Origin of the sequence: Pedobacter heparinus DSM 2366 (assembly GCF_000023825.1) — a bacterium.
In the GTDB taxonomy this organism is placed as follows: Bacteria; Bacteroidota; Bacteroidia; order Sphingobacteriales; family Sphingobacteriaceae; genus Pedobacter; species Pedobacter heparinus.
On the sequence record NC_013061.1, the window covers coordinates 4331436 to 4346052 of the forward strand.

General features: G+C 42.5%; 9 protein-coding genes. 4 read left to right on the forward strand and 5 right to left on the reverse strand.

What is annotated here, in order from left to right; translation table 11 throughout:
* Positions 1 to 70: 70 nt before the first annotated feature.
* The 4 genes from PHEP_RS18090 to kbl are packed head-to-tail and all read right to left on the reverse strand — an operon-like array spanning position 71 to position 3308.
* Positions 71 to 646: a TetR/AcrR family transcriptional regulator gene (locus PHEP_RS18090; RefSeq protein ID WP_015809425.1), complete on the reverse strand. Its 576-nt coding sequence runs from the start codon at positions 644 to 646 to the stop codon at positions 71 to 73.
* A complete protein-coding gene (locus PHEP_RS18095) occupies positions 646 to 1062 on the reverse strand; it encodes a Rieske (2Fe-2S) protein (RefSeq protein ID WP_015809426.1) in 417 nt (138 codons plus the stop codon). The genes PHEP_RS18090 and PHEP_RS18095 overlap by 1 nt, the downstream gene beginning before the upstream one ends.
* The gene (gene pheS, locus PHEP_RS18100) at positions 1062 to 2099 is read right to left on the reverse strand and encodes a phenylalanine--tRNA ligase subunit alpha (protein ID WP_015809427.1); all 1038 of its coding nucleotides are present in this window, start codon (positions 2097 to 2099) and stop codon (positions 1062 to 1064) included. Before pheS ends, PHEP_RS18095 begins: the two co-directional genes overlap by 1 nt.
* 21 nt (positions 2100 to 2120) lie before the next feature.
* On the reverse strand, positions 2121 to 3308 hold the full coding sequence (gene kbl, locus PHEP_RS18105) for a glycine C-acetyltransferase (protein WP_015809428.1): 1188 nt from the start codon (positions 3306 to 3308) through the stop codon (positions 2121 to 2123).
* 139 nt (positions 3309 to 3447) lie between these two features.
* Here kbl and PHEP_RS18110 point away from each other — a divergent pair, with 139 nt between their 5' ends.
* Positions 3448 to 5898: a DUF5686 and carboxypeptidase regulatory-like domain-containing protein gene (locus tag PHEP_RS18110; RefSeq protein ID WP_015809429.1), complete on the forward strand. Its 2451-nt coding sequence runs from the start codon at positions 3448 to 3450 to the stop codon at positions 5896 to 5898.
* Between the two features lie 54 nt (positions 5899 to 5952).
* Here the strand turns inward: PHEP_RS18110 and PHEP_RS18115 are convergent, their stop codons facing one another.
* Positions 5953 to 7137 (reverse strand): C1 family peptidase, encoded by a 1185-nt coding sequence (locus tag PHEP_RS18115; RefSeq protein ID WP_015809430.1) that lies wholly within the window; start codon positions 7135 to 7137, stop codon positions 5953 to 5955.
* Positions 7138 to 7479: 342 nt separating this feature from the next.
* Between PHEP_RS18115 and trhO the strand changes: the two genes are divergently transcribed.
* From trhO to PHEP_RS18130, 3 genes are all read left to right on the forward strand, one after another.
* Complete coding sequence (trhO, locus tag PHEP_RS18120; RefSeq protein WP_015809431.1) at positions 7480 to 8418, forward strand: oxygen-dependent tRNA uridine(34) hydroxylase TrhO; 939 nt, start codon at positions 7480 to 7482, stop codon at positions 8416 to 8418.
* Between the two features lie 15 nt (positions 8419 to 8433).
* Positions 8434 to 11334, forward strand: a complete 2901-nt coding sequence (locus PHEP_RS18125) for a ligand-binding sensor domain-containing protein (protein ID WP_015809432.1) — start codon at positions 8434 to 8436, stop codon at positions 11332 to 11334.
* Positions 11335 to 11581: 247 nt separating this feature from the next.
* Complete coding sequence (locus PHEP_RS18130) at positions 11582 to 14614, forward strand: SusC/RagA family TonB-linked outer membrane protein (RefSeq protein WP_015809433.1); 3033 nt, start codon at positions 11582 to 11584, stop codon at positions 14612 to 14614.
* The last annotated feature ends 3 nt before the right edge of the window (positions 14615 to 14617 follow it).

The following is a 14617-nucleotide window of genomic DNA, read 5'->3' on the forward strand; positions in this document are numbered from 1 at the left end:
AAATACCCAAACGGTATAAGTTAAGTTTATGTAAAGAAATCTCTTTAAAGCCTATAAATTGGTGGGATAATTATAAGGCTGCTTTTACCAGAAAGGGGAGTAATTCTTTTTGGAAGCTGACAAAGTTTTTACGGACATCCGAATCGCTTACTGAAGTAAAAGCAAATGAAAACACAATGTTCTTACTGGCTTTTAGTAAAAAAGCAAGGCCTTCCCTACGCGAAGGATGGTTTTTAAAATGGTCCAGTTCCAGGTAAGCAGAAAGCAACAAAGATTCGAGCTGGTCGGACAGGTGTTTCAGGAATTCCTGTGAGTTGGCATTTTCGCGTACAAAATCCCAACCTATAAACTCGTTGCATACGGTATAGGTTAACCTGCAGGTTTTCATGACCAATGCTTTAAGATGTTCCTCTTCATTGGCAAACTGAGCTTTATTTTTCAATATCTCGTGCAGGTTCAAATCCAGGTAATCCATTAAAATGGCATCCAGGATCTGTTCTTTGCTTTCAAAATACTTGTATATGGTCGCTTTTGCTATTCTTGCCTTCCTTGCGATCTCATTCACACTTGTTTTATGATAACCGTATTTTCTGAACAGTTCTTTAGCAGCCTTTACTATACTTTCTTTTATTTTTTCTGGTTCCATTAATTGGTTACATGTAATGTATTTCCTGCTACAAATGTATTATACTTTTTAAGTGATAGCTGTGCCGGGGCTTTAGCAGGACTACCGTCTTCCAGCAGATATTTTGCCCCCGAACATTTATCAGTAACGGTAAAACTGGGGTCATCCAGCTCTACTGCACATTTTTTTTCCGGATTAACCGTACTGCAGCGATCATAAGCTACATACCCACCACTGTTTGTGCGGTAGATGACTATACCTGCCACACCATAATCTGCAAATGCCACTGCACCACCCGGACTGCTCAACCTGATCAGCCGCGGATCGGTTAGCTGCGCACTAAAATTAACCGGTACATTGGGGATATTCAGGTTTTCTTTTCCACATCCGGTCAGTACCAGGACCAGCATAAACAATCCGGCCAGTATTCTGTTCATCAGATCAGCGAGGTTTTATATTGTTTCAAAAACCGGGCATCATTCTCAGAGAACAGGCGCAGGTCCTTAATCTCAAATTTTAAATTTGCAATGCGCTCAATGCCCATTCCAAAAGCAAAACCACTGTACTTTTTACTGTCTATACCGCAGTTTTCCAACACATTGGGATCAACCATGCCGCAGCCCAGAATTTCTACCCAGCCACTATATTTACACATCTGGCAACCAGCACCTTTACAAATCGTACAGGAAATATCCATTTCGGCAGAGGGTTCGGTAAAAGGGAAATAAGAAGGGCGGAAACGCACTTTAGTCCCTTCGCCGTACAACTCCTGAACAAAATAGAACAGGGTCTGCTTTAAATCGGCAAAAGAGACATGCTCGTCTACATACAGGCCTTCCACCTGATGAAAAAAGCAATGTGCCCTGGCAGATATGGCCTCGTTACGGTAAACCCGTCCCGGCATAATGGCCCTGAATGGTGGCTTTCCTGCCTCCATCATCCTGACCTGAACGGAGGACGTATGTGTACGCAGCGCGATGTCACCATGTTCTCCACCTTTTTTAATGAAAAAGGTATCCTGCATGTCGCGTGCCGGATGTTCTTCCGGGAAATTTAATGCCGAGAAATTGTGCCAGTCGTCCTCAATCTCCGGTCCTTCTGCAACTATAAATCCAAGTTTATTAAAAATCTCAATGATCTCCCTTCTTACCAAAGCCAGGGGGTGGCGGGAGCCAACTTCAAAACCTTCTCCTGGTAAAGTCATATCCAGACCAGATGCTGCAGCTGTATCTGTAGTTAAGGCTGCGTCTTTCAGCTCCTGATACCTGGCTTCTGCCAGCTGCTTAAATTCATTTAAAACTTTCCCCAGGCTTCTTTTTTCGTCAGGAGAAACGGCTTTAAACTCATCAAAAATATCTTTTATAATCCCTTTTGTGCCGAGGAATTTTATACGGAACTGCTCCAGTTCATCAGCAATGTTTGTCGAAAACGCCTTTATTTCGGCGGTATATTGTGTTATCTTATCTTGTAACATGGGAACAAATATACAGCTAATTTATATTACACCCAATGCCTTCCCCACCTTAGTAAATGCAGCTATGGCTTTATCCAGGTGATGCTGCTCATGGGCGGCCGACAACTGCACACGGATTCTGGCCTTGCCCTGTCCAACTACCGGATAATAAAAGCCGATCACATACACCCCTTCATCCAGCATTTTTGCAGCAAATTCCTGTGCAAGTTTAGCATCGTATAACATTACAGGTACAATTGGATGTACTCCAGGTTTAATATCAAAGCCTGCCTCAGTCATTTTTTCACGGAAATACCGGGTATTGTTTTCCAGTTTGTCCCTCAAATCTGTAGTTTCGGTAAGTAGATCCAGCACCGCAACCGAAGCACCTGCAATAGCCGGGGCAAGGGTATTGGAAAATAAATAGGGTCTCGAGCGCTGGCGCAGCATATCAATAATTTCTTTCCTGCCAGAGGTAAAACCACCAGACGCCCCACCCAAAGCCTTACCCAGCGTACCGGTAATGATGTCTACCCTGTCCATCACATTAAAATGTTCATGGGTACCACGACCAGTTTTACCGATAAATCCTGTACAATGCGACTCATCAATCATTACCAATGCCTCATATTTATCTGCCAGATCACAGATCTGATCTAAAGGCGCCACAACACCATCCATAGAAAATGCACCATCCGTTACAATAATCCTGTGCCTTGCCTCCTTCGCTGCAATCAGCTGCTGCTCCAGATCGGCCATATCCGCATTTTTATACCTGAAGCGTTTGGCCTTACACAAACGTACCCCATCAATAATCGAGGCGTGGTTCAGTTCATCGGATATAATGGCATCCTGATCATTAAACAAAGGTTCAAAAACCCCGCCATTTGCATCAAAAGCCGCTGCATATAAAATGGTATCTGCTGTGCCCAAAAACTTAGAAAGCTTTTCTTCCAATTCTTTATGCACATCCTGGGTACCACAAATAAACCTTACGGAAGACATGCCATAACCATATTTATCAATCGCCTTTTTGGCGGCATCAATTACCCTGGGATCAGCCGAAAGCCCAAGGTAATTGTTTGCACAAAAATTAACCACTTCCTGTCCGGTACTCACTTTTATATCTGCACCCTGTGGGGTCACAATGATACGTTCCCGTTTAAATAAGCCATCTTTTTCTATTTGGTCTAGTTCTTGTTCAAGAACAGGTTGTAATGTTTTATACATATTGTTGTGATTTGATACGCTCAAAGTTATACAATTACCCCCTGCTGGTGGTAACCTAAAATAACGGGGCCTTTTACAAATTTAACATTTAACTATATTTACCGGTAACTTATCCGATATTTAAGGCCTAATCCTCTGTATGAAGAAACTATTTTTAACGCTGGCACTGTTTATTCTGACTATCACGACCTTGCTTGCCCAGCAATTTAAATTAAGCGGCAGCATAAAAGACACAGAAGGACAGCCGGTATCCTTTGCATCGGTATACCTCAAAAACACCACTAAAGGCACCTCTGCCAATATTGATGGCTTTTACCGCCTGGCTATAGATAGGGGCAGCTTTACCATTGTATACAAAGCCATTGGCTATAAAGCAATAGAAAAAGAAATAACCATAAGCGGTGACGTTTCGGAAAATATAATACTTAGCCCCGAGGCTTATACACTCACTGGTGTTACCATTAGCGCAAATGCTGAAGACCCTGCATACGCCATCATACGGCAGGCTATAAAAAATAGAAAAACACATTTAACAGAAGTACCTGCTTATACCAGCAATGTTTACATTAAAGGTGTTCAAAAACTGGTAGGTGCACCAAAAAAGGTATTTGGCAGAGATGTTCAAAAAATGCTCGACCTGGATACCAATCGTAAGGGTATCCTCTATTTATCTGAATCTACCTCTACATTTGCCTTCCAGCGACCAGATAAGATCCATGAAGAAATGATCTCTTCTAAAATCGCAGGCAGGAACAATGCCTTCAGTTTCAATAAAGCGTCAGACCTCATCATCAATTTTTACGAGAACATCCTGCTTGAGGACAAGCTTAGCTCCAGGGGCTTTGTTTCTCCCATTTCAGACAATGCCTTTCTGTACTACCGGTACAAACTGCTGGGTGTGAACACAGAGAACGGAATTACTGTAAACAAGATCCAGCTTATTCCGCGCCGTGACCACGATCCGGTGTTCAGGGGCATTATCTATATCAGTGACGATAGCTGGCACCTGGTCAATGCAGAGGTTTACCTTACAAAAAATACAGGCATCAATTTGCTCGACACCTTAAACATCACCCAACAGTTTCTAAAGGTAGAAAACACCTATATGCCTTCCAACATCAACTTCCGGTTTAACGGAAATGTATTTGGGTTTAAATTTGAAGGTTATTACATAGGTGTTTACAGCAATTATAACATCCGGCCCGATTTCCCTAAAAACTACTTTACCGGCGAAATCCTCAAAATCTCCAGGGCGGTAAACAAAAAAGACTCCCTGTTCTGGCTAAACAACCGACCTATTCCGCTTACACAGGAGGAAAGCCGGGATTATGTACGTAAGGATAGTATTGCTGTCCTTAAAACCTCAAAACGATATCTTGATTCGCTGGAAAGGGTAAACAACAAATTTGGCCTGGTTAAACTTGCCGTAACAGGTTACACCATCAACAACCGTTTTGAAAGAAAATACTATAAATTTGATCCGCTATACCGTTCTATATTTTACAATACCGTTGAAGGCTTTGCCCTTAAATATGGTGTAACGTATACTAAAGGCCTGCAAGACCGCAGTTATTACAATATCAGGCCCGAAGCCAGGTATGGCTTCTCTAATAAGACCTTTACAGGAAGCCTGGCAGCCAATTATTATTACAACCCGGTTAAACGGGCAAATATTAGCTTCAGTGCCGGATCGGGTATTTACGATCTTAACAATTATGGCTCCATGAGTTTGCTGGGCAACTCTATCAACTCCTTATTTTTTGAAACCAATTTTTCCAAATTCTATAAAAAGGAATTCGTTAATATAGGGGCTACAAAAGAACTGGCCAACGGACTTCAGGCTACACTGGGCCTTGACTATTCCCGCAATACCAATCTGATAAACACCACTCATTTTAAGATTAAGGATTTAAAAGGCGAAGAATTTACCTCTAACAACCCCTTTACGCCTGAAACAGAAACACCACTGTTCCCAACCTATAGGGCACTGACTTTAAATGCTACTTTAAATTATACGATCGGGCAAGAATTCATTACGCGGCCTGATGGCAAATTTTATCAGCCATCCAAATACCCGGTCATCGAACTGTCTTACAAGAAAGGTATTCACAATGTATTGAGCAGCGATGTAAACTACGATCTGGCGTCTTTGGAAGTTTCACAAAACAGGATCAGTAGTGGCCTTTGGGGTTATTCATCCTTTGTTGCAGGTGTAGGGAAGTTCCTGAACAACAACAAAGTATTTTATCCTGAATTTAAACACTTCAGAGGAAACAATTCCCTGTTTTCTACGCCCGATCTCAGAAAGTTCCTTTTCCTTGATTTCTATATCTTTAGTACTGACCGGGAATACCTGGAGGCACATTTTGAGCATAACTTTTCAGGATTGCTGACCAATAAAGTACCATTGCTGCGCAAACTGAAACTGGAAGAGCTTGTTGGGGCCAGCTACTTAAGTCAGCCTTTAAAGAGAAATTATACTGAGTTTTACTTTGGCCTACAACGATTAATTTTCCGTGCAGCTTATGGATTTGCTTATGACGGAAGCAAAAGAGTTGAACATGGTTTCAGGTTCTCCTATGGGTTTTAAAATAAAAAAGGAGGCTACGAATGTAACCTCCCTTCCTGTATAGCTCAACCTTAATCAGATCTTCATTTTTTTTCTCAGATCTGACGGAATGCCGTTTTTATGCAGTAAGAATGCTGTAGTTTTGTATTTTACAAAATTTCTGGTTACGTATAAATATCCTTTATAATCGTTGGAAACGCCCCAAGAATTTTTAACAATATAGTATTCTTTACCCGCCTGATCTTTGGCAATACCCGTAATCTGCATCCCATGGTCATCCGTTGTTTCATAATCATCAAAAGCTGTCTGACGCATGTCTACTGTAATCTCCTTCTCTGGTTTTGGACCGTTAAACATGGTTTTCTTTTCATCGGCAGACATATTATCAAAATCTTTTTCCGGCACATAAGCTACACCGTTCTTCCAGCTAAAACCTTTTTCACTTACATCCGTTGCCCAGGCCACAGTAAACCCTTTTTTAAGCGCATTGTCAATAATCGAGGTAATGTCATTCATTTGCACATTGTATACCTGATCGTACGACCAATTGTCGGGTACCATGAGTACGGTTTTTTCATAGTACGGACTGGTAGTAAACGAAGAAAGTTCCACATAATCGGCCGGGTTGATCCCTACAACTTCTTTGGCAAAAGTTTTAGGGGTATATTCTTTACCTTCATAAGTAAATTTTTCCGGTACAGCACCCATGCAGGAATCAATAGTGGCAATATATTTTGCTTTCCAGCTCGGATCAAATTTACCCGCAACAGCTTTTTTCAGGATCGCTTCTGTCAGCTTGTTCATCCTGTCAGACGAACCGGGGCTACCATAATTATTACCGTTATAAACTTCCTGTGGCAATGCGCCATATTTGGCAAACATATTGATCACATCGTGACAGGCACCGCCATCACCCAAAGTTAGGGCCCCATGCATGCGTACATAATTGATCCCTTTTTCGATATAAGCATTACGCGCAGTAAAAAGATCGGCAAGGTCGACAGGCTTTTTACCCATACGGATCATTTCTGATTCCAGGAATGAATTGGTGCTGTAGCTCCAGCAGGTACCAGAAGATTTTTGGTCCTTTATTGAAGTTGCCTCTGCATTAATTACAGGCGTAAAAATAAAGCTGTTGGCACTATTTGCGCTCTGGTTGTTTTTTAGTGAGTTTACAAGGTTGTCCTGTGCAAAACCAGCAGTTGAACCAAAGAGCAGACCTGCAGCCAACCACAATGGTTTCATTGAAATTTTAATCATCTTATGTTTAAAAAAGTTAGTTAGTATACTTGTTCTAATTGCAATAGGCAAATTTAACAATTATCCTACATAAATAACGCCAGCTCCGGACCAATAGCTTTAATGTCCCCCCTAAAAGGGGAAATTAAAGCACCTTTTAGCTTACCGGCAGTTAATTTGTTACAAACTTTGAAACCCCTTTACCGCTCTTCCAATCCAGGTCCTGTTTAACCCCCAAAAAAACCTGCTCTGACAAAGCCTGGGTGCTGTTGCCCTTCGCAAAGATGCCAGACTTGGAAGAGAATGGTTTTTTTTGCACTTTTGCACTGCATTAAACGCCGTTTGCATCGGTATCAATGAAATATGAAAAAATTCCAGACATTACTTTACTACTGCTATAGTCATATAGCCGGGGCAGAACAGTTTGCCGACGATCACCTCAAATTTTGTAAATCATTGGGTCTTGTGGGCCGGATCATAGTGGCCGACGAAGGCCTGAATGGCACCGTTTCGGGCACACAGGAAGCCTGCGAAGCATATATGGCTGCTGTAAAAGCCGACGAGCGCTTCGCAAAAACAGACTTCAAAATAGACGATGTTGAAGAACCATCCTTTATTAAAATGCATTGCCGCTACAAAGCGGAAATTGTGCACTCCGGACTCAGGGATCCGAACATCATCGATCCGAACAGGCAGACAGGCAAACATCTGGAACCTGCAGAATTCCAGAAAATGATAGACCAGGACGATGTAGTGATCCTGGATGTACGTTCCAACTACGAGCATAACCTGGGTAAATTTAAAAATGCCCTTACCCTCGATATCGAGAATTTCAGGGAGTTTCCTGATAAGATCAACGAGCTGGCCAAATACAAGGATAAAAAAGTCCTGACCTATTGCACCGGCGGTATCAAATGTGAAAAAGCATCGGCATTGCTCTTACACCATGGTTTTAATGAGGTGTACCAATTGCATGGTGGCATCATTAAGTATGGCAAGGAAGCAGGTGGTGAGGATTTTGAAGGCAAGTGCTATGTGTTCGACAACCGTATTGCGGTAGATGTAAACACGGTAAACCCTACCGTGGTTTCCAAATGTTTTAACTGTGGCAAAACAACGCCCAAAATGATCAACTGTGCCAATCCGGAATGTAATGAGCACATTACACAATGTGACGAGTGTGGCGAGGAACTACAGGGCTGCTGTTCTGTTGCCTGCACCAGCAATCCGCGTAAACGCAAATACGATGGAACAGGGTATTATGTAAAAGTCCCCCAGCCGGTAAACGTAGCGAAGAAATAACTATCTTAGCTATTCATGAAGCACTCTGGCCTTAAATACCTTTTATTTTATCTCGCTTTACTCTTACCTTTTTTTGCAACGGCAGATAACATACAACGTATCGGGGTTCCTTATGTGCAAAACTATCCCAAATCGGTTTACCTTTCGGGTAATCAGAACTGGTCTATAGCCAAAGACAAATACGGCATCATGTATTTTGGCAATGCCCAGGGTCTGCTCAGCTTTGACGGCAAATACTGGCAGCAGTACAAACTGCCTAACCGGCAAATTGTACGTTCGGTAGCTACCGCTGCAGACGGCACCATTTACACTGGCGGATTTGGTGAATTCGGCTACTGGTCGGACAAAAACAAACACCTTAGCTACACTTCTTTAACCAACCTTATCCCCCATCCGCACCGGCTTAAAGACGAGATCTGGAAAATATATACCTTTGGCAAAAAAGTCATCTTTCAATCCTTCTCGGCCATTTATATTTACGAGAACAAAAAGATCAGTGTAGTTACGGCACAGCAATCGCTCCTTTTTCTGCACCAGGTTGGCCAGCGTTTTTATGTGGAAGTAAATGGGAAGGGGCTCTTTGAGCTTACAGGCAACAAATTAATCCCCTTAAAAAACAACGGCTTAGTCCTGCCAAAAGGTGTATTGTCTATACTGCCCTATCAAAACGGCAGCCTTTTGATCGGTACAAGTAAAGATGGGCTTTTTGTATATAACGGTGAAAACTTTAACCCCTTAAACACTCCGGCAAATACCTTCCTTAAAACCTACCAGTTAAACAATGGTACACGTATACAGGACCGCTATTATGCTTACGGCACCATTCTGAACGGTCTGATCATCATAGACGAGACGGGAAACATCGTACAGCGTATCAATAAATCGAGTGGCCTGCAAAACAATACGGTACTGAGCCTATATGCCGATCAGGACCAGAACCTGTGGGCCGGTCTCGATAACGGGATAGACCGGATAGAACTCAATTCACCCCTGTACTTTTACTTTGATAAAACAGGACAGTTCGGAACGGTATACTCCAGCCTGATCTATAAAAACAACATTTACCTGGGCACCAACCAGGGCCTATTTTACAGTACCTGGGCATCCGGAAGGGGAAACCTTTTCAATACCTTCGATTTCAAACTGATCCCCAATTCACAGGGTCAGGTATGGGACCTTACCTTAATAGACGACCAGTTATTTTGTGGCCACAATGATGGTACTTTTAAGGTAACGGGTAATAAACTGGAAAACATTTCGACGGTAAAAGGGGGCTGGACCATCAAAAAACTACACTCAAATCCCAATTTTTTAATTCAGGGCACTTATAACGGGCTGGTGCTGTTTAAAAAAGATGGAGCCGGACAATGGGTATTCTGGCATAAGATAGAGAATTTTGGAGAACCTTCCCGTTATGTAGAGCAGGATACCAGGGGCGACATTTGGGTAAGCCATGCCTACAAGGGCCTGTATAAGCTAAGCCTCAGTCCGGACTTTAAAAAGGTCACCACCATAAAAACCTATGATGAAAGGAATGGCCTGCCGGGGGATTATAACATCAATATCTTCACGCTGGAAAACCGTTTGGTTTTTTCTTCAGATGAAGGATTTTTTATTTACGACGAGATCAGCAACCGTTTTACCAAATACACAACACTGAACAAGGAACTGGGCAGTTTTGCCGGTGCCAATAAGATCATTGATGCGGGCTCAAAAAAATACTGGTTCATCAACCATGGAAAAATGGGACTTGTGCACTTACTGGAACCAGGAAAAGTCCAGGTAGATTCCAGCACTTTCAGCATCCTGGACGGCAGGATGGTACAGTACTATGAAAACATCAGCAAAATAAGCGATAAGATCTATCTGATGAGCGTGGACGATGGTTTTGTCATTTACAACGCCACTGAAAACCGAAATGGGAAAAACCATACAATACTCCCCCAGGTACTCATCCGAAAAATTGAGGACATCACCGATACCTACCATACGATCAGCGAGTTTGGCGACAAGGATACTGAAATTGAGATTCCTTTTAGCCGCAACAGCATCCGTATTTCTTTTGCCCTGCCCTGGTACAGGCAATCCAAAATTAAATTTCAGTACTATCTGGAGGGTTATTCCAAACAATGGTCTGACTGGAGTGCAGCCTCACAAAAAGATTTCACCAACCTGGGCCAGGGTAGTTATGTCTTTAAAGTAAGGGCACGCATCAACGAGAGCACGGTTAGTAAGGTTACCGAGTTCAGGTTTACCATACACCCTCCATTTTATGCCAGTAACTGGGCCATTGCTTTATATCTTATCCTGTTTATATTGCTGCTCTTTACCTTTAAACGGCTTTATGAGCGTAAGCTAAGAAAAGATCAGCGGGCCATATCTGATAAATTACAGGCAGAGAAAGAGGCATTCCTTAAAAAAGAAGCTGAAGCAACAGAAAAGCAGATCATCAAATTGCAGACAGAGAAACTCCAGGCCGAACTGGCGGGCAAGAACAGGGAACTGGCCAACTCGGCCATGAGCCTGGTTTACAAAAATGAACTGCTGCAGAAGCTGAGCCAGGAAATCCTTAAACTGAAAGATGAAAGCGGAAAACCGCTTGCCGAAGATCAGCTCAGAAAAATCCAGAAGGTAATAGATGAAGGTATGAATGATGAACGCGACTGGAACCTTTTTGAAAGCAGCTTCAACGAAGCCCACGAGAGCTTCTTTAAAAAACTGAAAGTAAACCATCCCGATCTGGTACCCAACGATCTTAAACTTTGTGCTTACCTGCGCATGAACATGAGCAGTAAAGAAATGGCATCTTTATTGAACATTTCTTTAAGAGGTGTAGAAATACGGCGTTACAGACTGCGTAAAAAGCTGGATGTGCCCCATGACAAGAACCTTGTAGAGTTCCTGATGGAGCTGTAACACTACATCATTACCTCTCATCACCGCTTTCAGGGTGTAATTATTTTAGCCTTAAAAAACAATATTGTTGTAGTAGTAAATTTCTGTTTGTGGCTTAAAAAACATCGTTTTTATACCAAAAACGAATGTAGAAAGCATAGATGAGATAGTGCAAAATCTGCTGATGATGTATTAATGTAGAGGCACTTTTTTTGTATTCCCCACAATAGTACCGGAGCTTTATCTAACATTTAAATAACCAAATAGTATGAAAAGAATCTTTACAAAACTTTCAGTTTTAACTTTTCTCTGTTTTCTTTTTACGAGCGTAACACAAGCACAGGACCTTACTGTAACTGGTGTAGTAACAGATTTAGCAGATAAACTGCCGCTACCTGGTGTCAGTGTACAGGTAAAAGGAACCCAGAAAGGAACAACCACAGATGCAATGGGCAAATATGCCATCAGCGCACCTGCAAATGCAACCCTGGTTTTCACATCCATTGGGTATACCAGCCGTGAAATGCAGATCGGCAATCAAACCACAATTAATGTCGTGCTTTCCTCTGCCTCCCAAGACCTTGAAGGTGTAGTTGTAGTAGGTTATGGCACGCAAAGAAAACGTGATCTAACAGGAGCAATTACACAGATCAAAGGCGACGAAGTGGCAAAAATGCCAAACACCAATCCTCTATCTTCTTTACAGGGTAAAGTAGCCGGTTTAACCGTTGTAAACAGTGGCACACCCGGTGCCGCACCTACCGTAAGGATCAGGGGGGTAAACAGCACAACATCAGGAGGCAACAATCCTCTTTATGTAGTTGACGGCGTGCATCAGGACAATATCGATTACATCAATCCCGCAGATATAGAAAGCATTGAAGTATTAAAAGACCCTTCTTCTATAGCTATTTTTGGTTTGCAGGGAGGAAACGGTGTGATTGTAGTTACCACAAAACGGGCAGCTAAAGGACAAACCACCATTAACCTTCAAAGTTCTGCCGGTGTACAAAAAGTATTGAATACCATTGATGTAACCAATGCAGCACAATTCATTAAATTGTACAACAACCTACTCGCTAATTCCGGATTGGGATCTTACGATTATACCAATTATACTGCAGATACCGATTGGCAGAAAGAAATCCTCCAATCAGCCTTTCAAAGCAACAATAACCTGAGCATTTCCAATAGCGGTGAAAAATCAACCACATTGATCAACCTGGGATACAATACAATGGAAGGTGTAGTTAAATTTGGAAAGTATCAAAGATATGTAGCCCGGGTAAACGAGGAAATAAGAATAAATGATAACATTAAAATTGGCGCAGATATAACAGGAACACACTGGATTCTGAACAACTCGAGCGGAGATCTGAACAATGCATTATGGGCAGCCCCGATAGTTGGCATCAGGGAAAGTGAAACTGCTTATTATGCCATGCCTGGATTTCAGCGGGGCCAGGTTGGTAATCCGGTAGCCAGGATTTACCAAAACGACAGAAACAGCATTAACAAAGGTTACCGGGTAGTCGGAAACCTTTTCGCCGATGTTACTTTCCTGAAAAAATTTAAATGGAGGTCGCAGTTTTATACCGACCTTGGTTTCAACAATAACCGGGGATATACAGGCCTGCCCTTTACTGTTATCTATTTAGGAGAAGGCAATATCCCTACCACCAGATTCGACAATCCAAATGCCCGTACTTCGGTAAGACAGGGAGCTGACGAATTCAGAAAGTTTCAGCAGGACCACACAATAACTTATGAAAACACCTTTAATAACGACCATAAGGTAACAGCTGTTGCAGGTTTTACTTCTATCTTCAGAAGTGAGACTAAACTTTCCGGGGACCGGACAGACATCGGGCTAAATATTCCAGATGACCCTGCTTACTGGTACATTGGCATTGCCGACAAAAGCAATCCAAGTGGTGTAACCGGTAGTGGTGAAGAAAGGGCCTCAATGGGTTATTTTGCAAGGGTAAACTATGCTTATAAAGACAGATACCTGATAAATGCCACTTATAGAAGAGACGGGCTGTCCAGTATTGCCCCTCAAAACCGCTGGGGTAATTTTGGCGGTATTGGTTTGGGATGGGTGCTCTCCGAAGAAAGCTTCTTCAAAAACATTAAAGGTGTTGACTTTTTGAAACTTCGTGGTTCATGGGGAACAACAGGTAACGGACAGGGCTTACCTCCCAATATCTTCAGACCAGGTGTTACCACCTCTGGCTCGGGCGTGTTCGGCGACAACATTTATCCCGGCATTGCACCTGCCTATATTGCAGATCCAAACCTGAAATGGGAAGTAGTAAGAGGATTAGACTTGGGAATGGATCTGAAAGCTTTGAACAGCCGCTTAAGCGCAGAAATTAATGTATATGACCGTACAACAAAAGACATCATTACCCAGATCACTTTATTGAATACTAGCGGAAGCTATCCTTACCGTACCAATCTGGGCACTATATCCAATAAAGGAATTGAGGTGGCCCTGGGGTGGAATGATAAAATCGGCAGTGATTTCACCTATAATATCACACCTAATTTTAGTTACAATAAAAACGAAGTCGTATCCATCGGAAATAACATTAACTTCCTGCTAACCGGAAATGGCGGTGCAAACAGGACCATTACCGGAGAATCGATAGGTCACTTTTATGGATATAAGCAAATAGGCATTTATCAATCGACTGCCGATCTGGACAAAATGGCCAGGCTATCCAACTCACTCCCTGGTGATATTGCCTATCAGGATACAGATGGTGATGGTAAGATCACACCTGCCGACCGGATTAAGCTAGGTTCTCCCTTTCCTGCCTGGAGTTATGGCCTGAACCTGAACTTAGGCTACAAAGGTTTCGATGTTTTGTTACAGGGACAAGGTGTTGCCGGCAATAAAGTATACACCCAGCGCCGTACCGCAACTTTTGCTGACCTGAACTTTGAAACCAACAGATTAAATGCCTGGACAGGGCCAGGAACCAGTAACGTTGAACCCATTTTACAGAAAGGCAGACTCAACAACTACCTGTTCAGCAGCTATTACCTGGAGCCGGGAGATTACTTCCGTCTGCGTACCGTACAATTGGGTTATACCTTTAAACCAGCTATGCTGGCAAAAGCAGGTGTTAAAAACCTCCGTTTGTATGTGAGTGGACAGAACATCCATACCTGGACAAAAACTACCGGATATTCGCCTGAAGCACCGATCAGTGATGTACTTGGTGGTGGTGCTGACAATGGAGTATATCCAATTCCGGCAGTTTACACATTTGGTATCAATGCAACATTTTAATGG

Excerpts from the sequence above, each read along its gene's own strand:
- kbl (WP_015809428.1), bottom strand. The coding sequence starts at position 3,308 with ATGTATAAAACATTACAACCTGTTCTTGAACAAGAACTAGACCAAATA.
- PHEP_RS18125 (WP_015809432.1), top strand. The coding sequence starts at position 8,434 with ATGAAGCACTCTGGCCTTAAATACCTTTTATTTTATCTCGCTTTACTC.
- PHEP_RS18115 (WP_015809430.1), bottom strand. The coding sequence starts at position 7,137 with ATGATTAAAATTTCAATGAAACCATTGTGGTTGGCTGCAGGTCTGCTC.
- trhO (WP_015809431.1), top strand. The coding sequence starts at position 7,480 with ATGAAAAAATTCCAGACATTACTTTACTACTGCTATAGTCATATAGCC.
- PHEP_RS18095 (WP_015809426.1), bottom strand. The coding sequence starts at position 1,062 with ATGAACAGAATACTGGCCGGATTGTTTATGCTGGTCCTGGTACTGACC.
- PHEP_RS18130 (WP_015809433.1), top strand. The coding sequence starts at position 11,582 with ATGAAAAGAATCTTTACAAAACTTTCAGTTTTAACTTTTCTCTGTTTT.
- PHEP_RS18090 (WP_015809425.1), bottom strand. The coding sequence starts at position 646 with ATGGAACCAGAAAAAATAAAAGAAAGTATAGTAAAGGCTGCTAAAGAA.
- pheS (WP_015809427.1), bottom strand. The coding sequence starts at position 2,099 with ATGTTACAAGATAAGATAACACAATATACCGCCGAAATAAAGGCGTTT.
- PHEP_RS18110 (WP_015809429.1), top strand. The coding sequence starts at position 3,448 with ATGAAGAAACTATTTTTAACGCTGGCACTGTTTATTCTGACTATCACG.